General features: G+C 70.4%; 18 protein-coding genes and 1 tRNA gene. 16 read left to right on the forward strand and 3 right to left on the reverse strand.

The window, feature by feature from the left end; all coding sequences use genetic code 11:
* Window positions 1-27 precede the first annotated feature (27 nt).
* A complete protein-coding gene (locus tag ACTIFV_RS07760) occupies window positions 28-195 on the reverse strand; it encodes a hypothetical protein (protein WP_439592198.1) in 168 nt (55 codons plus the stop codon).
* A gap of 149 nt (window positions 196-344) precedes the next feature.
* Between ACTIFV_RS07760 and ACTIFV_RS07765 the strand changes: the two genes are divergently transcribed.
* On the forward strand, window positions 345-944 hold the full coding sequence (locus tag ACTIFV_RS07765) for a gamma carbonic anhydrase family protein (protein WP_439592199.1): 600 nt from the start codon (window positions 345-347) through the stop codon (window positions 942-944).
* Between the two features lie 67 nt (window positions 945-1,011).
* Here ACTIFV_RS07765 and ACTIFV_RS07770 read toward each other — a convergent pair whose 3' ends face one another.
* Window positions 1,012-3,675 carry a phosphoenolpyruvate carboxylase gene (locus ACTIFV_RS07770; protein WP_439592200.1) on the reverse strand — a complete coding sequence of 888 codons (2,664 nt, stop codon included), beginning with the start codon at window positions 3,673-3,675 and terminating at the stop codon, window positions 1,012-1,014.
* A gap of 129 nt (window positions 3,676-3,804) precedes the next feature.
* On the opposite strand from ACTIFV_RS07770, the gene ACTIFV_RS07775 reads away from it, so the two are divergent.
* The 4 genes from ACTIFV_RS07775 (at window position 3,805) to ACTIFV_RS07790 (ending at window position 7,908) form a co-directional block, all read left to right on the forward strand.
* On the forward strand, window positions 3,805-5,001 hold the full coding sequence (locus ACTIFV_RS07775; RefSeq protein ID WP_439592201.1) for a Na+/H+ antiporter NhaA: 1,197 nt from the start codon (window positions 3,805-3,807) through the stop codon (window positions 4,999-5,001).
* A gap of 41 nt (window positions 5,002-5,042) precedes the next feature.
* On the forward strand, window positions 5,043-5,693 hold the full coding sequence (locus ACTIFV_RS07780; protein WP_439592312.1) for a MazG family protein: 651 nt from the start codon (window positions 5,043-5,045) through the stop codon (window positions 5,691-5,693).
* Between the two features lie 118 nt (window positions 5,694-5,811).
* Complete coding sequence (hisS, locus tag ACTIFV_RS07785) at window positions 5,812-7,068, forward strand: histidine--tRNA ligase (RefSeq protein ID WP_439592313.1); 1,257 nt, start codon at window positions 5,812-5,814, stop codon at window positions 7,066-7,068.
* 48 nt (window positions 7,069-7,116) lie between these two features.
* Complete coding sequence (locus ACTIFV_RS07790) at window positions 7,117-7,908, forward strand: SGNH/GDSL hydrolase family protein (RefSeq protein WP_439592202.1); 792 nt, start codon at window positions 7,117-7,119, stop codon at window positions 7,906-7,908.
* Here ACTIFV_RS07790 and ACTIFV_RS07795 read toward each other — a convergent pair.
* Window positions 7,889-8,359, reverse strand: coding sequence for a DUF4442 domain-containing protein (locus ACTIFV_RS07795; RefSeq protein WP_439592203.1), 471 nt, complete (start codon window positions 8,357-8,359; stop codon window positions 7,889-7,891). The two genes, ACTIFV_RS07790 and ACTIFV_RS07795, sit on opposite strands and share 20 nt — an antisense overlap.
* Window positions 8,360-8,485: 126 nt before the next feature.
* Here ACTIFV_RS07795 and ACTIFV_RS07800 point away from each other — a divergent pair, with 126 nt between their 5' ends.
* The 11 genes from ACTIFV_RS07800 (at window position 8,486) to ACTIFV_RS07850 (ending at window position 18,191) form a co-directional block, all read left to right on the forward strand.
* Window positions 8,486-9,154: an O-methyltransferase gene (locus ACTIFV_RS07800; RefSeq protein ID WP_439592204.1), complete on the forward strand. Its 669-nt coding sequence runs from the start codon at window positions 8,486-8,488 to the stop codon at window positions 9,152-9,154.
* Between the two features lie 107 nt (window positions 9,155-9,261).
* Entirely contained in the window at window positions 9,262-10,542 is a 1,281-nt protein-coding gene (eno, locus tag ACTIFV_RS07805) for a phosphopyruvate hydratase (RefSeq protein ID WP_439592205.1), read from the forward strand.
* A 22-nt stretch (window positions 10,543-10,564) separates the two neighbouring features.
* Window positions 10,565-11,089, forward strand: coding sequence for an FtsB family cell division protein (locus tag ACTIFV_RS07810; RefSeq protein WP_439592206.1), 525 nt, complete (start codon window positions 10,565-10,567; stop codon window positions 11,087-11,089).
* Window positions 11,090-11,130: 41 nt separating this feature from the next.
* Window positions 11,131-11,649: a DUF501 domain-containing protein gene (locus tag ACTIFV_RS07815; RefSeq protein WP_439592207.1), complete on the forward strand. Its 519-nt coding sequence runs from the start codon at window positions 11,131-11,133 to the stop codon at window positions 11,647-11,649.
* The gene (locus ACTIFV_RS07820) at window positions 11,646-12,929 is read left to right on the forward strand and encodes a S8 family serine peptidase (RefSeq protein WP_439592208.1); all 1,284 of its coding nucleotides are present in this window, start codon (window positions 11,646-11,648) and stop codon (window positions 12,927-12,929) included. Before ACTIFV_RS07815 ends, ACTIFV_RS07820 begins: the two co-directional genes overlap by 4 nt.
* Window positions 12,930-12,950: 21 nt before the next feature.
* Window positions 12,951-14,372, forward strand: a complete 1,422-nt coding sequence (locus ACTIFV_RS07825; protein WP_439592209.1) for an NAD(P)/FAD-dependent oxidoreductase — start codon at window positions 12,951-12,953, stop codon at window positions 14,370-14,372.
* Between the two features lie 65 nt (window positions 14,373-14,437).
* Window positions 14,438-14,510: transfer RNA gene (locus ACTIFV_RS07830), tRNA-Leu, on the forward strand.
* A 102-nt stretch (window positions 14,511-14,612) separates the two neighbouring features.
* A complete protein-coding gene (locus tag ACTIFV_RS07835; RefSeq protein WP_439592210.1) occupies window positions 14,613-14,927 on the forward strand; it encodes a hypothetical protein in 315 nt (104 codons plus the stop codon).
* Window positions 14,928-14,995: 68 nt separating this feature from the next.
* Window positions 14,996-16,225, forward strand: a complete 1,230-nt coding sequence (locus ACTIFV_RS07840) for an alanine racemase (RefSeq protein ID WP_439592211.1) — start codon at window positions 14,996-14,998, stop codon at window positions 16,223-16,225.
* Window positions 16,222-17,535, forward strand: a complete 1,314-nt coding sequence (locus tag ACTIFV_RS07845; protein WP_439592212.1) for a D-arabinono-1,4-lactone oxidase — start codon at window positions 16,222-16,224, stop codon at window positions 17,533-17,535. The genes ACTIFV_RS07840 and ACTIFV_RS07845 overlap by 4 nt, the downstream gene beginning before the upstream one ends.
* 86 nt (window positions 17,536-17,621) lie before the next feature.
* Entirely contained in the window at window positions 17,622-18,191 is a 570-nt protein-coding gene (locus ACTIFV_RS07850; RefSeq protein ID WP_248151256.1) for a LemA family protein, read from the forward strand.
* The last annotated feature ends 10 nt before the right edge of the window (window positions 18,192-18,201 follow it).

The following is an 18,201-nucleotide window of genomic DNA, read 5'->3' on the forward strand; positions in this document are numbered from 1 at the left end:
CGAGACCTCGGGTTCATCCGATCCCTGTCAGATCCAGACCGCGAGGCAGTCCCGGCACGCGAACTCGAGGGCGTCGATCCAGCCCTCGTCGATCGCGTCGCGACGTTCGACATCGACGTGGAACCAGCGCTCCCGCGGCTGCACGTCGAGCGACCCGCACGCGGGGCAGACTTCGGCGACGATGATCCGTGCCATGACGTCACGGTAGCCCCGGCTCGCGCGCCGGTGCGGCGCGACACGCAGCCCCGACAAGCCCCGCAGTCGTGGCATGACCTGCGAGCAGCTCCCGCGCATCGGCTGACGGCCGGCGCTACGCTGGCCGCAACCAGCAGAGAGGTGGGACAGTGCGGTTCGAGCATCTCGGGGCGGAGCCCCGCATCCATCCGACGGCCATCGTCGCGCCCACCGCGGTGATCAGCGGCGACGTCGAGATCGGCCCCGACTGCCAGATCCTCCACGGTGCCGTCATCACGGCCGAGGGAGGAGCGATCACGCTGGGCGAGAACGTCATCGTCATGGAGAACGCTCTGATCCGCGCGACGGCCACCAACCCCGTCCACATCGGCGACCACGTGCTCGTCGGCCCCATGGCGAGCGTCTCGGGCGCCGTCGTCGAGGAGGAGGTCTTCCTCGCGACGGGCACGCGCGTGTTCAACGGCGCGCGCATCGGAGAGCGGTCGGAGGTGCGCATCAACGCCGTTGTGCACCTGCGTACGACCCTGCCGCCCGAATCGACCGTGCCGATCGGATGGATCGCCGTCGGCGACCCCGTGCAGCTCCTCTCGCCCGACAGGCATGAGGAGATCTGGGCGGCGCAGCGCGAGCTCGACTTCCCGGGCTACGTCTTCGGCCTCGATCGCGAGACGCCCGACCTCATGGTGCAGCTCACCGAGCGCTACGGACGCAGTCTCGCCCGCCACGAGCACGACCGCCGGGTCGACTGACGCGCGCCTGCTTCTCGCTCGCGCGCCGCCGATCTGTGGCGCGAAAGCGAGAAGCAGGCGCGGTCGCTCAGCCGGTGTTCTGCAGACCCGCGGCGACGCCCGAGACCGACAGCAGCAGCAGACGCTGGAGGTCGGGATCGACCTCCTCGGCCGACCGCAGGCCCCGCAGCGCCCGCAGCTGCAGGAGCGACAGGGCATCGACGTAGGGGCTGCGCATCTTCACCGCGCGCTGGAGCACGGGCTTGTTGCCGAGCAGCTCGGTGCCGCCCGTCAGGCGCACGACCCACGAGCGCGTGAGCGCCATCTCGTCGCTCACCAGGGTGGCGAGATCGTCGCGATCGCCGAGCGACAGGTAGTGCCGTGCGATGCGGTCGTCGGCCTTCGCGAGGCTCATGGCGACGTTGTCGATCAGGGTGCGGAAGAGCGGCCACTCGCCGTAGGCGCGCACGAGGCGCTCTTCGTCGCCGACGGCGTCGAGCGCCGTGCCGAGGCCGAACCAGCCCGCCAGGTTGATGCGCGCCTGCGTCCAGGCGAAGACCCACGGGATCGCCCGGAGGTCCTCGAGCGACTCGACCGACAGGCCGCGCCGCGCGGGTCGTGAGCCGAGGGCGAGCAGGCCGAGCTCCTCCATGGGCGTCACCTGCGCGAACCAGGGTGCGAAGCCCGGCGCCTTGACGAGTTCGAAGAATCGCGCGCGGGATGCCGCATCCATCGCCGCAGCGACGTCGGCGTAGCGCTCCGCGGCCTCGCTGTTGCGGCGCTCGATCGAGGGGGCCGACGCGAGGAGCACGGCGGCGGCGACCTGATCGATGTGGCGCATCGCGATCGCGGGATCGCCGTATCGGGCGAAGATGACCTCACCCTGCTCCGTGAGCTTGAACCGCCCGTCGACCGAGTGCGGCGGCTGCGCGAGGATCGCCGAGTTGGCGGGCCCTCCGCCACGACCGAGCGCTCCGCCGCGGCCGTGGAAGAGGGTCAGCTCGATCGCGTTCTCACGTGCCCACGCCGAGATCTGCGCCTGCGCATCGTAGAGCGCGAGGTTCGCCGCGACCGGCCCGACGTCCTTCGACGAGTCCGAGTAGCCGAGCATCACCTCGAGACGGCGGCCCGTGGCATCCAGTCGCGCGGCGAACAGGGGATGCTGCACGATCTCCGCCAGGATCGCCGGCCCCGCCTGCAGGTCGGCGAAGGTCTCGAAGAGCGGGATGACGTCGAGCACGGGAGGGGTGCCGTCCGGCCCGACGGCGTAGCGCGCGAGGCGGTGGACGTTCGCGAGGTCTTCGGCGGACTGCGTGAACGAGACGATGTAGCGCCCGGCTGCGCGGGGGCCGTAACGCTCCTGCAGGAACACGATCGTGCGGAAGACCTCGAGCACCTCTTCGGCGAGCTCGCTGCGCGGCGCGCCGGCGTCGAGCTCTGCGAGCACCTTCGCGTGCACGGCGGAGTGCTGGCGGACCTCGAGCTCGGCGAGGTGGAAGCCGAACGACTCCACCTGCCACATCAGCTGCTGCAGGTGCCCGTAGGCCTGCCGCGGCGCGCGGGCCGCGATGAGGGAGTCCTGCACGACCCGCAGATCTGCGATCAGCTGCTCGGGGTCGCGGTAGGCGAGGTCGGCGTCGCGCGTGCGGGTCGCGGCGATCTTGCGAGCGACGAGGAGCAGGATGCGGCGGTGCGGCTCGTTCGGCGAGCGTTTCGCGATCTCGGTGGCGGCATCCTCGTCGGCGTCCTTGAGCCGCTGCCACAGAGCGGTGAGCGCCGCGGACGGGGGAGTGGTCGAGGCATCCAGCGTCAGCGTCCGCCCGATGCGCGCCGCCGTCCGCTCGAGGCCGAGCAGCACGTGCTCGCTGGCGATCCCGGCCGCCTTGCGGGTGACCGAGGCCGTCACGAAAGGATTGCCGTCGCGGTCGCCGCCGACCCACGACCCGACCCGCACGAACGGCCGGACGACGGGGGCGCGTCCGCCCGCGGCCGGTCCTTGCAGGGCGTCGTCGACCCGCCGGTAGACGTGCGGCACGGCGGTGTAGAGCGTCTCGTCGAAGATCGCCATGACGGCGCGCACCTCGTCGGTGGGCGCGGGCTTCTCGGGGCGCAAGGGCGCGGTGCGCCACAGCGTGTCGATCTCCTCGAGCATGCGACGCTCGGCGCGGCGCTGGTCGGCGCCGTTTCGCAGAGACGCGTCGTGCTCTTCGAGGAGGACGGCGAGGCGACGGATGCTGGACGACACGGCTCGGCGACGAGCCTCGGTGGGATGCGCGGTGAAGACGGGGTGGAACCGCAGCGCCTGCAGGCGGGCCAGGGCCGTGTCGTCGCCGACCTCGGCCGCGAGGTGCACGAAGGCGGCGGCGATCGAGTCACCGGCCTCCTCTCGGTCGGGGCGCCCGTCGCGCTCGCGCAGGATGCGCACGCGCTGGTGCTCCTCGGCGAGGTTGACGAGGTGGAAGTACGCCGTGAACGCGCGCGCGACCTCGTCCGCACGGGCGATCGTGAACGAGTCGGCGATCGCGGCCGCGCGGGCGAACGCCTCGTCGCTCTCGTCGGTGTAGGCCTGGATCGTCGCGACCCGCAGGCTCTCGACATCTTCGAACAGACCCGGCGAGCCGCTCTCCCGGAGCACCTTGCCGAGAAGCGCCCCGAGCATGCGCACATCCGAGCGCATCTGCTCGGGGATCTCCTGCTCGGCTTCGTAGCGGCCGACGAGGTCGATCGCCTCGGTCTGGGTCAGTTCGCGCATCCGTCAACGGTATCGCCGCCGTGTTACATCAATGTCACGGGGGGACGCAGGAGGACCCCGCTAGAGTGGTGTGCGGAGTGCCGGGAAGTCTGGTCGGCGGCACCGACCCGACCCCACGAGAGGAACAGGATGCATCTGCTCCGTTCTGCCCGCTTTCCCGCTATCGTCCTGCTCGCCGCCGCGATCCTCGCCCTCCTTCTCGCGAATTCTCCGTGGGGCGCCGCCATCGTCGGGGTCAAGGAGACCTACCTCGGCGTTCCCGGCGTCTTCGAGATGTCGGTGGGGCACTGGGTCCAGGACGGACTCCTCGCGATCTTCTTCTTCGTGGTCGCCGTCGAGTTGCAGTTCGAGCTCACCAACGGAGAGCTGAACTCCGCCCGCAAGGCCCTGCAGCCCGCGATCGCGGCAGCGGGCGGTGTCGTCATCCCCATCGCCGTCTACCTCGCCTTCGCGGCCGGGTCCGACGCGGCCTCCGGCTGGCCGATCCCGACGGCCACCGACATCGCGTTCGCCCTCGGCGTGCTCGCGGTCTTCGGCAAGGGCCTCCCCTCCGGCATCCGGATCTTCCTCCTGGCACTGGCGATCCTCGACGACATCGTCGGGATCGTGTTCATCGCGGTGCTGTTCACGGACGGCGTCGACATCGGGATGCTGGCGCTCGCCCTCGTGGCCGTGGCACTGTTCGGAGTGCTCAGTCGCGCCTCCGGCGGTCGGGGTCGCGTCGCGATCTCTCTCGCTCTCGTCGTGCTCGCCATCACGGCGTGGGTGCTCGTCTACCTCTCGGGCGTCCACGCGACGATCGCCGGAGTGGCGCTGGGGCTCGCGATGGCCCAGCAGCCCGCGCTGCGCGCGCGACACGCGCTCGAGCCCTGGGTGAATGCGATCGTGCTGCCGCTCTTCGCCTTCTCGGCGGCGCTCGTCGTCATACCCGCCGTCTCGGCGGGCCAGCTGTCGCCGGCGTTCTGGGGCGTGCTGGTCGCGCTGCCCGTCGGCAAGGTCGTCGGGATCACGCTCTTCGGCTGGCTGTCGCTGCGCATCGGGAACAGGGGCGCAGCGCCCCATCTGTCGATCGCCGATCTTCTGACGGCGGGCGCGCTCGGCGGCATCGGCTTCACCGTGTCCCTCCTGCTGTCGGAGCTCGCCTTCGCGGGGAGTCCGCTCATCCGTGACGAGGCGACCCTCGGCGTCCTGGCCGGCTCTGCCGTGTCGCTCGTGATCGCGGCGATCCTCGTGTCGCAGCGCGCGAGGTACTACCGTCGGCGGGGTGACGCCGCCGCCGACGCCGATCCCGTCCACGCCGATCCGAACGAGAGTCGCATCACGTGAGCCACGATCACCCTGACGCCCTGCGCGAAGCGGCCGACACCATGAAGGCCGTGCGCGATCGATGCGTCTGGACGCAGCAGATCGACCATCGCGCTCTCGTGCCGTACCTCATCGAGGAGAGCGCCGAGCTCATCGACGCCGTCGAGGACGGCTCGCGCGACGAACTGCGCGAGGAGCTGGGCGACCTGCTGTGGCAGGTCCTGTTCCACTCCGAGATCGCCTCGCGCGACACCGAGGATCCGTTCGACATCGACGACGTCGCACGAGGGCTCACGGACAAGATGGTGCGCCGGCATCCCCACGTCTTCGCCGGCGCGGTCGCCACGACGCCCGAAGAGGTGCTCGTGCACTGGAATGCGGCCAAGGCGGCCGAGAAGAACTCCCGCACGAGTGTGCTCGACGGGGTGTCGCGCCATATGCCGTCGCTCGCGCTCGCGCAGAAGCTCCTGGGAAAGGCGGCGAGCATCGGTGCGCCGAACCCCACCGATCTCGTCGAGCCCGACCCCGGCGACGTGCCGTTCGACGGGATCACCCGTGTTCACGATGGGGCACCGCGCTCGGAGCGCGAGCTCGGCGACGCGCTGCTCGCGCTCGTCGCGGTCTCGCGGGCGCACGGGTGGGATGCCGAGCGCGCGCTGCGCGAGCGCCTGCGCGCGCTCGAGGACGACATCCGCGACGCGGAGCGCGCATAGTCCGGGACGGCTGGGTCGCCGGGCCCTCGCGTCGAGGTCTGCGCCGTCGCTCGAGGAGTCGTGCAGGGGATCGACCTGGAACAATAGCCCCGTGGCATCCGTGAACCCGCCGCGCGGCATGCGCGACTTCCTCCCCGCCGAGAAGGCCCGTCGCGAGCGCGTGCTCGCCGTCATCCGCGAGCGCTATCGCGCGCACGGCTTCGACGAGATCGAGACGCCCGTCATGGAGGAGTACGCGCGTCTGCACGCCGGCATCGGCGGTGACAACGAGAAGCTCGCGTTCAACGTGCTCGCGCGCGGGCTCGACGCCGAGGCGATCCGGGCGGCGGCCGACGATCCCGCGGCGCTCACCGATCTCGGCCTGCGCTACGACCTCACCGTCCCGCTCGCGCGGTTCTACGCGACGCACCGCGGTCAGCTGCCGACCGTGTTCCGCTCGATCCAGATCGCGCCGGTCTGGCGCGCCGAGCGCCCGCAGAAGGGTCGCTACCGCCAGTTCGTGCAGTGCGACATCGACATCATCGGCGACGCGTCGGCGCGCGCCGAGGCCGAGCTCGCCGTCGCGACCCTCGACACACTCGATGCGCTCGGACTCGAGGGGGGCAGCATCCGGATCAACGACCGTCGCGTGCTGGACTGGATGCTCGAGTCCTTCGGCTTCGGCGAGAGCGAGCGCCCGAGCGTGCTCATCACGATCGACAAGCTCGACAAGCTCGGTCCCGACGGCGTCGTCGCCGAACTGCGCGAGCGGAACGCGACCGCCGCGGCCGCCGATGCCTTCGCGGCGTTCCTGCGCCGGCCGATGACGATGGAGTACAACCCCTACGGCGAGCGCCAGATCCGCAAAGCCCTGCCCGAGGGGGCGCCCGACGAGATCGTCGCCCACCTCGTCGGCATCGGCGACGCGGTGGCCGCGGCCCGCGGCGGCGCCGACATCCCACTCGTCTTCGACCCGTTCCTCGTGCGCGGAATGGGCTACTACACCGGCACGATCTTCGAGCTCGCGCACCCGTCCGTGTCGTACTCGCTCGGCGGGGGAGGGCGCTACGACGGCATGATCGGCCGATTCCTCGGCCAGGACGTGCCCGCCGTGGGCTTCTCGATCGGGTTCGAGCGCATCGTCGACCTGCTGGAGGGAGGAGCGGATGCCGCGGCATCCGCCGTCGTCCTCGTCCACGACCGCGACGTGCCGACCGGCGAGCTCCTCGCGGTCAAGGCGGCTCTCGTGGCGGAAGGATCGCGGGTGCGGCTCGAGCAGCGCACGAAGAACCTCAAGGCGCTGCTGGAGCGGGCCGAGGCCGACGGATACACGGCCTTCGCGACGGTATCGGCCGGCGCGACGCGTACGGACCTCGAGGTCAAGCCCCTGGGCTGACACCCGACGGTCAGCCGCCGTTCACCCGGGCGGTGTGGAATCCCACGCATGGCACACGTGCGGACCGTCGCCATCGCCTCCGGCGCCGTCGTGGGATTCACCGCGTTCGCCGTGACGGGCCGGGTCGTGCTCGCCCGTCAGGCCGCGATCGCACGTCGCCGCATCGGCAAGCCCCTCGGCGAGGACGCGATCGACGCGGACCGCGTGTGGCAGCGGGGGCGCGAGGGCGAACCGATCGACCTGCTGCTCCTCGGGGACTCGATCGCAGCAGGCCTCGGCGCAGGGCGCCGCAAGGACACACTCGGCGGGCGGATCGCGAAAGGCTTGGCTCGGCGCCTGCATCGCCCTGTGCGGCTGCGCACGGCCGCCGTCGTGGGGGCGGAGTCGTCCGCGCTGGCCGCACAGCTCGACGATCTGCCGCCGGACTACCGTCCCGACATCGCCGTGATCGTCGTCGGCGGGAACGACGTGACGCACCGCATCCCCGTGTCGGAGTCCGTGCGTCATCTGACCGGCGCGATCCGCCGACTGCAGGCCCTCGGGGCAGCGGTCGTCGTCGGCACGTGCCCCGACCTCGGCGCACTCCGCCCCGTTCCGCAGCCGCTGCGCGCCCTGGGCTCGCGGCAGTCGCGTCTGCTCGCGGCCGCGCAGGCCGACGCGGTCGAGAGCGTCGGCGCGCATGCGGTATCGCTGCGTACGGCGGTGGGCGCCTTCTTCATCTCTCAGCCCGACGAGATGTTCAGCCTCGATCGGTTCCACCCGAGCGCGCTCGGCTACCGCCGCACGGCCGAGGCGCTCCTTCCCGCGATTCTCGCCGCGTTCAGCGCCCGGACGCCGTGACCCGCTTCTTCTCGCGCACGTACACCTCGCGGCGCACGCGCGCGACGACGTCGCCCGCGGCATCCGTGATCTCGGTCTCGAACCACTCGAGCACCTTCGCGCCGTCCTTCGCACGTTCGCGCAGCTCGTGCGCCTTCTCGGGCGGCACAGCGAAATGCGCCGTCAGCACGCCGCGACCCGGCTTGACGAACTCGATCTCGCCACGGGTGTCCCACACGACGTAGTCGCGCCCCAGCTGGTGCATCACGAGCATGAAGAAGTACGGATCCGTCATGGCCGACATCGAGCCGCCGAATGCCGTCTTGACGTAATTGCGCGTGATGACGTTGACATGCAGCTCGACGGTCGCGCTCGTCCAGTCCTCGGCGAAGCGGCGGACGCGGATGCCGCTCCACAGGTTCGGAGCCCACAGGCTCATGCCGATGGCCAGACGTCGAGGAGTCACGCGCATGACTTCATCGTGCCGGTGCGGTCGGAACGCGCCGGAATCGATTGTCGCGCGGCCACAATCGCACGCGGCACGAGCACCGCAGGGCCTGTGCTTGACGCGGCATCCGCGCACTTGTTGGGTGGTGATATGACAGATCCGACTCCCGATGCCTGGCACCGCCTCGACGCGTATCTCACCGAGACCCTCGTCGGGCACGACCCGCTGCTCGAGGCCGCGGTTCACGACCAGAACGCCGCCGGGATGCCGGCGATCGAGGTCGCACCGGTGAACGGGAAGCTGTTGAACCTGCTCGCCCGGATGTCGGGGGCGCGCCGCGTGCTCGAGATCGGCACGCTGGGTGCCTACTCGACGATCTGGATGGCCCGCGGCATCCCGGACGACGGCCGCATCGTCACGATCGAGGCGGAGCCCGTCAACGCGGCGGTCGCGCGCGCGAATCTCGACCGCGCCGGGGTCGGCGACAAGGTCGAGATCCGCATCGGTCGCGCGTCGGACGTGCTGCCGACGCTCGAGGGCGGCGAGCCCTTCGACCTCGTCTTCATCGACGCCGACAAGGAGTCCAACACGATCTACCTCGACTGGGCCGCGCGGCTCGGGCGTGCGGGTGCGGTCGTCGTGGTCGACAACATCGGCCGCGGGGGCGAGGTCGCGAACCCCGCCACCGAGAATCCACAGGTCATCGGCACGCAGCGCGGCCTCGAGATGCTGGCCCGCGACCCGCGCTTCGATGCGACGGCGCTGCAGACCCTCGACCGCAAAGGCTGGGACGGTGTCGCCATCGCCCTCGTCGTCTGATCGTCGGATGGACCGGATGCCTGTGCCGGGGCATCCGGTTCACTAAGCTCGACACCGGACCGACGACGCTCCGCAAGATCCACTCTCCACGAACCAAGGAGTCCCCTGTGGCACTGATCGAGGCTGTAGGCGCGCGCGAGATCCTCGACTCGCGCGGTAACCCGACCGTCGAAGTGGAGGTGCTCCTCGACGACGGAATCGTCCAGCGTGCGGCCGTCCCCTCCGGCGCGTCGACCGGCGCTTTCGAGGCGTACGAGCTGCGTGACGGCGACAAGACCCGTTACAGCGGCAAGGGCGTGCTCAAGGCCGTCGCGGCCGTCATCGACGAGCTCGGGCCCGCGATCGAGGGTGTGGATGCCAGCGAGCAGCGCATCATCGACGAGATCCTCATCGAGGTCGACGGCACCGACAACAAGTCGCGCGTCGGCGCGAATGCGATCCTGGGAGTCTCGCTCGCCGTCGCCAAGGCGGCGGCGGACGCCGCCGACCTGCCGCTGTTCCGCTACCTCGGCGGACCCAACGCCCACGTTCTGCCGGTGCCGCTGTTCAACGTCATCAACGGCGGCGAGCACGCCGACAACGGCATCGACTTCCAGGAGTACTTCCTCGCGCCGATCGGCGCCGACACGTACGCCGAGTCGCTGCGCTGGGGCACCGAGATCTACCACGTCCTCAAGGGCGAGCTGAAGGCCGCGGGCTTCAACACGGCGCTGGGCGACGAGGGCGGCTTCGCCCCTGATCTGCCGAGCAACCGCGAGGGCCTCGACTTCCTCATCCAGGCGATCGAGAAGGCCGGCTTCAAGCCCGGCGAAGAGATCGCGGTGGGGCTGGATGTCGCGGCCACCGAGTTCTTCAAGGACGGCGTCTACACGGTCGAGGGCAACGCGTGGTCGGCCGACAAGCTGACCGACTACTTCGCCGACCTCGTCGCCAACTACCCGATCGTCACGATCGAGGATGCCCTCGCGGAGGACGACTGGGAGGCCTGGAAGTCGCTCACCGACAAGATCGGCTCGAAGGTGCAGCTGGTCGGCGACGACCTCTTCGTCACGAACCCGGAGCGCCTGCAGAAGGGCATCGACCTCGGCGTCGCCAACGCGCTGCTGGTCAAGGTCAACCAGATCGGCACGCTGTCCGAGACGCTGGATGCGATCGCCCTCGCCACGCAGAACGGCTACCGGTCGATGCTGTCGCACCGTTCGGGTGAGACCGAGGACACCACGATCGCCGACCTCGCGGTGGCCGTCAACGCGGGTCAGATCAAGACCGGCGCGCCCGCTCGCAGCGAGCGCGTCGCGAAATACAATCAGCTTCTGCGCATCGAAGAGGAGCTCGGCGACGCCGCGGTCTTCGCGGGCCGCGGAGCGTTCCCGCGCTTCAAGAAGTAGAAGCCTGTCGAGAGGGGGAGCCGTGGCGAAGACGACGGCTCCCCCTCCTCGTGCCCGGCGCACGTCGCAGAGGGCCCCGCGGCGCCGACTCGACGTGCGCGAGTGGCTCGGCGGCATCCGGCTCTCCGGGTTCATGGTGATCATGATGGGCCTCGTCGTGCTGGCGGCCTTCGTGCTCGTGCCGACGATCGGCACCTACCTGGGCCAGCGTCAGCAGATCGCGGCGCTCGAACAGGCCGTCGAGCTGAGCAAAGAGGACGTGGCGGCGCTCGAGGCCGAACGGGAGCGCTGGAAGGATCCCGCGTTCCTCACGACGCAGGCCCGCGAGCGTCTGTACTACGTCAAGCCCGGCGAGGTGGTCTATCTCGTCGACAACGACCTGCCGATCGAGGACATCCCGCAGGAACAGGCGGCGGTCAGCGACGACGTCGAGCAGACGCAGACCGACTGGATGTCGCAGTTCGTGCGATCGGTCACCGAGGCGGGGCTGGCCCAGACTGTCAAGGCGCCGACGATCGGCGTGCCCGACCCGACGCCGAGCCCCTGATCGCCAGGCGCCGCTCAGGTGCCGCCCGGTAGCCTGGAACCGTGCCGACTCCGCCCTACGCCCCCGCGACCGAGCGCGACCTCGAGGTGCTGCGTGCACAGCTCGGCCGTCCCTCGCGCGGCGTCGTCGGCATCGCGGCACGGTGCGTCTGCGGCAACCCCACGGTGGTCGCGACCGCCCCGCGACTGCCCGACGGCACGCCGTTCCCGACGTTCTACTACCTGACGCACCCCGCCGCGACGGCGGCGATGTCGACGCTCGAGGCAGGTCAGGTGATGCGGGAGCTGAACGAGGAGCTCGCCGCCGACGAGGAGCTCCGCGCCGCGTATGCGCGGGCGCACGAGGCCTACCTCGCCGACCGAGCGCCCTACGGCGACGTCGCCGAGATCGACGGCATCTCGGCCGGGGGCATGCCCACGCGCGTCAAGTGCCTGCACGCCGTACTCGGCCACACGCTCGCCGCGGGCCCCGGAGTCAACCCGATGGGCGACCGTGCGCTCGCGCTGTCGTCGTGGTCTCCTGAGCGCTGCGTCTGCGCCGAACCGGGACCGCGCGGATGATCCGCCGCGCCGCGCTCGCGAGCACGGCTGTCGCGCTCGCCCTCGCGGTCGTCGCAGCCCCCGCGGCTGCTGCCGCGCCCGTCGCGCCGTCGACGACCGAGGCCGACCCCGTGCGGGCCGCGGAGTACTGGCTCGACGACTACGGCATCCGCACGGCGTGGCAGTCGACGCGCGGCGCCGGCGTGCGCATCGCGGTGATCGACACGGGCATCGCGCGCGGTCCGGTCGAGTTCGCGGGCGCCGTCGCCGGCGGAACGGATGTCTCGGGCGCCGGCACGCCCGACGGCCGAACTCCCGTCGGCGCTGTGGACTCCAATCACGGCAGCTGGGTGGGCTCGCTCGCCGCCGGCCGCGGCACGGGCGCCGATACGGGCATGATCGGGGTGGCGCCCGAGGCGGAGCTGCTGTCGATCTCGGTCGGCTTCGGGTCGTCCGCGATCGTTCCGTTCACGGAGCAGATCGCCGAGGCGGTGCGGTGGGCCGTGGACAACGACGCCGACATCATCAACATGTCGCTGACGACGAACGTGCCCGATTGGGACGAGAGCTGGGACGACGCCTTCCTCTACGCCTACGAGAACGACGTCGTCGTCATCGTCGCGGCCGGCAACCGCGCCAGCGGCACGACCCGCGTCGGCGCACCGGCGACGATCCCCGGCGTGCTGACCGTCGGCGGCGTCGATCCGTCGGGCCGCGCGAGCATCGACGCCTCGACGCAGGGCATCACGATCGGCGTCTCGGCGCCGAGCGAGCAGCTCCTCGGCGTCTCGGCCGACGGGCAGCTCGTCCAGTGGAGCGGCACGAGCGGCGCCGCGCCGATCGTGGCAGGCATCGCCGCACTCGTGCGGTCGGCGCATCCCGAACTCGACGCGAACAACGTCATCAACCGGCTCATCAAGACCGCGAAGCCCACGCCCGCCATGAAGGCGACCCCCGACCTGCTCTACGGATACGGACTGGTGGATGCCGCGGCCGCCGTCTCGACGAGCGTGCCGTCCGTGTCGACCAACCCCATGGGCAGTCTCGAGGAGTGGATCCGCCTGTACCGGCGCGCCGACTCGGGTCCGGCCCCGGTGCAGACGTCGGCGCCCGTCGTGGTGGCTCCTCTGCCGGCCGCGGAACCCGCGCCTCAGGCGGCGTCGCCGCTCCTGCCGTCGCGGGACACCCTCCTGTACGGCACGCTCCCGCTCCTGATGCTCACGGTCACGGCTATACTGGTGGCGCTCGGCGTCACTGCTGCTGTCCGACGCATCCGATCGGCGCGTTCGCCGAGCCGCTGACACGTAGGAGTACTCCGAACCGTGACGAACACCGTCCCCAAGATCCTCATCGTCGGTGGTGGCTACGCAGGTTTCTACACTGCGTGGAAGCTCGAGAAGCACCTCCGCAAGGGCGAGGCCGACGTCATGATCGTCGATCCGCTGCCGTACATGACCTACCAGCCCTTCCTTCCCGAGGTCGCGGCCGGTTCCATCGAAGCGCGTCACTCGGTGGTGGCTCTTCGCCGTCACCTCAAGAAGACGACCGTCATCGCCGCCAAGGTGACCGGCATCGACCACGCGCACAAGACGGCGACGATCACGCCGATCGCGGGCGAGCCGTACCAGCAGGAGTACGACCAGATCGTCGTGACCGCGGGCGCCGTCTCGCGCACCTTCCCGATCCCCGGCATCGCCGACAACGCGATCGGCCTCAAGACGATCGAAGAGGCCGTCGCGATCCGCGACAAGCTCATGTCGAACTTCGACAAGGCGTCGATGCTGCCGCACGGGCCCGAGCGCGATCGCCTGCTGACGGTCGTCGTCGTCGGCGGCGGCTTCGCCGGCATCGAGGTCTTCGCAGAGCTGCGCTCGCTCGCATCGTCGCTCATCAAGTACTACCCGACGATCACGTTCGACGACACGCACTTCCACCTCATCGAGGCGATGGGGCGCATCATGCCCGAGGTGTCGCTCAAGACGAGCGAGTGGGTGCTCAAGGACCTGGCCCAGCGCGGTGCGTCCGTGCACCTCGACACGCAGCTGACGAGTGCCGTCGACGGCAATGTCGAACTCTCGACGGGCGAGACGATCCCCACCGACCTGATCGTCTGGACCGCCGGAGTGATGGCGAACCCCACCGTCGTGCGCGGCGGCGACCTCCCGGTCGAGGAGCGCGGTCGTATCCGCACGCGCGCCGACCTGCGCGTCGGGTCCGAGGACGAGATCGTCGAGGGCGCATGGGCGGCCGGCGACGTCTCGGCCGTCCCCGATCTCTCGGGCGGCGGTGTCGGCGGCTACTGCGTGCCGAACGCCCAGCACGCCGTGCGCCAGGCCAAGCTGCTCGCGAAGAACCTCGTCGCGGTCCTGCGCGGTGAGCTGCCGCGCGAGTACTTCCACAAGAACATGGGCGCCGTCGCGGGACTCGGGCTCTACAACGGCGTCTTCCAGTCGGGCAACATCGCGCTCAAGGGTCTCATCGCCTGGTTCGCGCATCGTGGCTACCACGGTCTCGCGATGCCGTCGTGGGAGCGCAAGTGGCGCGTGCTGTGGGGCTGGTGGAACAACCTCTGGCTCGGTCGCGACCTGGTCAACCTCGAGGCGGTGCAGAACCCTCGCTACGTCTTCGAGGAGTTCGCGGCACGCCCGCGCCCGGCGGCTCCCGCCATCGACCCGAAGAGCGTCGCCGGCGAGAAGGCACCGGTCGCCGGCGCCGCCGCGAAGAAGCCTGCGAAGGTCGGCTGAGCCGCATCACGCTACCCTGGGCCCGGGTGTCGACGTCTGTCGGCCCCGGGCCTTCGGCATACCTGGCCCCCGTAGCCCAATGGCAGAGGCAGGCGACTTAAAATCGCTTCAGTCCGGGTTCGAGTCCCGGCGGGGGTACGTCCGGACGCGCCGTCCGCTGTCGAGATCGCACAAAGAATCATCCGTGTGCCCCGCCGCATGCAAGCCTGCTGTCAGCGATCGATCGCAGGAGGTCCCCAGATGAAGACACGCGCGCGTCGCGGGATCATCGCGCTCGCGGCGGGCGCCGCTGTCGTGATCTCGAGCGGGTTCGCGATCTCGTTCGGCATGGGCATGGTGCGCGCGCCCGCCGGTGTGCTCTGGCAGGGAATGTGGAGCCTGCTTTTGGGCGACGCGGTGCCCGATGCACCTGCGAGCGTCTTCGTCGTCCCGGCACTGTGGGTGGCGGGCGGCCTCGTCGTGATGATCGCGGGGTGGGCGGCCATCATCCACGGCGTCGACCAGCTGTGGCGAACGCGCCACGACGCCGTCGATGTGGTCGAACCGACCGCCTGATGGCGTCATCAGCGCCGCCCGCGCGGTCGTAGGCTGTTGCGCATGTCTTTCCCCCCGAAGAGGCACGCATGAGCCTCGACCTGCTCTCCTCCGCCCCGGCATCGCAGCCGTGGCAGGATCCTGCCTCGTACTGGGGCGGGATGACGGATGCGATCGCCTCCGTCTCCGGTCCCGTCGGCGTCATCAACCTCGCGGCCCTGCGACACAACGCCCTCGACATGCTCGTGCGGTCGGGCGGTGTCCCGATCCGCGTCGCGAGCAAGTCCGTGCGGGTGCGCGAGGTGATCGACGCGACGCTCGCGCTGCCGGGCTACGCCGGCATCCTCGCGTTCACGCTCCCCGAGGCCCTGTGGCTGGCCGAGACGCACGACGATGTCGTGCTGGGGTATCCGACCGCCGACCGCGCGGCCATCGCCGTGCTCGCCGCCGACGAGGCGCTCGCGTCGCGCGTGACGCTCATGGTCGACGACCTGGCACAGCTCGATCTGGTCGATGCCGTCGCGGCACCCGGCTCCCGCGCCGAGATCCGCGTCGCGATCGACGCCGACGCCTCGTGGCGGGCCCCGGGCCTCGGCCACATCGGCGTGCACCGCTCGCCCGTGCACGAGCCGGGGGAGGTCGCGAGTCTCGCCCGAGCGATCGCGGAGCGCCCCGGGTTCCGGCTCACGGGTCTCATGATGTACGAGGCCCAGATCGCCGGGCAGGGCGATGCCACGGGTTCGGCGGATGCCGTCATCCGGTGGATGCAGCGTCGCTCGGGCCACGAGCTTCTCGAGCGACGCACGGCGATCGTCGCGGCGCTGCGCGACATCGCGCCCCTCGAGTTCGTCAACGGCGGCGGAACCGGGTCGCTCGAGTACACGGCATCCGACCTGTCGGTCACCGAGCTCACGGCGGGCAGCGGTCTGCTCGCGGGGCACCTCTTCGACGGCTATCGCGTCTTCGACCTCGCACCGGCTGCGGCGTTCGCGCTCGACGTCGTGCGCAAGCCGCAGCACGACATCGCGACGGTCCTGGGCGGCGGATGGATCGCCTCGGGCCCGCCCGTCGCATCCCGCCAGCCTCTGCCGTCGTGGCCCGCGGGTCTCAAGACCAACGGCCGCGAGGGGGCGGGCGAGGTGCAGACGCCGCTGCAGGGGGAGTCGGCGCGGAGCCTCGGCGTCGGCGACCGCGTGTGGTTCCGTCATTCGAAGTCGGGAGAGCTCGCAGAGCGCATCGACCGGTATCTGCTGATCGACGGTGACCGCATCGTCGCAGAGCTGCCCACCTACCGTGGCGAAGGGAAGGCCTTCCTATGACGCGTCCGGGCGGCGTGTGGCAGAACTGGGGACGGTCGCAGCGCGTCCGCCCCCAGCTGGTGGAGTTCCCTCGGACGGTCGAGGCGGTCCGGCGCGCGGTGACGGCGGCGGCGAAGCGCGGAATGCCGGTCAAGGCCGTGGGCGCGGGGCACAGCTTCACGGGCATCGCGGTGGCGCCGGGTCTGCTGCTGGATCTCACCGATCTGACGGGTGTCGTCGACGTCGATCGGGACCGCGGGCGGGTGACCCTACTCGCGGGCACGCGCCTGCACCAGGTGCCGGCACTGCTCGCCCCGTACGGCCTCGCGATGCAGAACCTCGGCGACATCGACCGCCAGTCGATCTCCGGCGCGATCTCGACGGGCACCCACGGCACGGGGGCGCAGTTCGGGGGCATCTCGACGCAGGTCGTCGGCGCGCGGCTCGTGACGGCCTCGGGGGAGCTGATCGCCGTGAGCGAGGACGAGAACGCCGAGCTGCTGCCGGCCGTCGCACTGGGACTCGGCGCTCTCGGCATCCTCGTCGAGGTCACCCTGCAGTGCGTGCCGGCGTTCCTGCTGCACGCCGTCGAGAAGCCGGTGCCATTGAGCGAGCTGCTCCCGTCGCTCGATGGGTGGGCTGCGGCATCCGATCACTTCGAGTACTACTGGTTCCCGCACACCGAGGTCGGGCTCACGAAGGTCGACACCCGGCTTCCCGAGAGCGCCGTGCGGCACCCGCTCCCGAAGGTCGGCAAGTGGATCGACGAGACCCTGCTCGCCAACGGCGTATACCGCGTCGCGTGCGGCGCGGGCACCGGCATCCCGGCCATCGTCCCTCGCTTCTCGCGGCTGGCGGTGAAGCTCACGGGCGATCGCGAGTACACCGACCGGTCGACGAAGGTGCTCACCCAGAGCCGCACCGTGCGTTTCCGCGAGATGGAGTACGCCGTCCCCGCGGAGAATGTGCGGCCCGCCTTCGACGCGCTGCGCGCCCTCATCGACGCGCGCGGATGGAAGATCTCGTTCCCCGTCGAGGTGCGCTTCGCGGCCGCCGACGACCTGTGGCTGTCGACCGCCCACGGGCGGGCATCCGGCTACATCGCGGTGCACCGCTACTGGCGCGAAGACCCGACGGAGTACTTCGAGGCCGTCGAAGAGATCATGCTGTCGTACGGCGGGCGGCCGCACTGGGGCAAGATGCACACGCTGGATGCCGCGACCCTCCGCGAGCGGTATCCGCGCTTCGACGACTTCACGGCGCTGCGCGATCGACTCGATCCCGACCGGATGTTCCGCAACGACTACCTGGATCGCGTCCTCGGTGAGTAGGGGCTGAGAGTAATCCTCTTATCTCACGCGCGGCGTATCGCGGTAAGTAGGATGAGGGCACAACCCCTCGAACGGAGTCCTTCGCTATGTGGGAATGGCTGATCCCGGTCCTGATCGTCGTCGCGATCATCATCATCGGCGGCATCTACCTGTGGGCGACGTACAACTCCCTCGTCGCGCTCAATGTGCGCGTCGACGAGGCGTGGAGCGACATCACGGTGCAGCTCAAGCGGCGCGCCGACCTTCTGCCGAACCTCATAGAGGCGGTCAAGGGCTACGCGGCGCACGAGAAGGCGGTCTTCGAGAACGTCACACGCGCGCGAGCCGAAACGCTGACGGCCGGCGGCCCGGCCGAGGCGGGTGTCGCAGAAGGCCACATGCAGCAGGCGCTCAAGTCGCTGTTCGCCGTCGCCGAGGCGTATCCGCAGCTGCAGGCGAGCCAGAACTTCCTGCAGCTGCAGCAATCGATCGTCGACACCGAGGACAAGATCCAGGCGTCCCGCCGGTTCTACAACGGCGGTGTGCGCGAGCTGAACACCAAGATCAAGGTGTTCCCGAACAACCTGTTCGCGCGCAACCTCGGCTTCCACGAGCGCGAGTTCTTCGAGGTCGTCGACGGCGCGGCGATCAGCGAGCCGCCGCGCGTGCAGTTCTGATACGTCGCAT

The sequence above is a fragment of the Microbacterium sp. genome (assembly GCF_051860965.1).
In the GTDB taxonomy this organism is placed as follows: Bacteria; Actinomycetota; Actinomycetes; order Actinomycetales; family Microbacteriaceae; genus Microbacterium.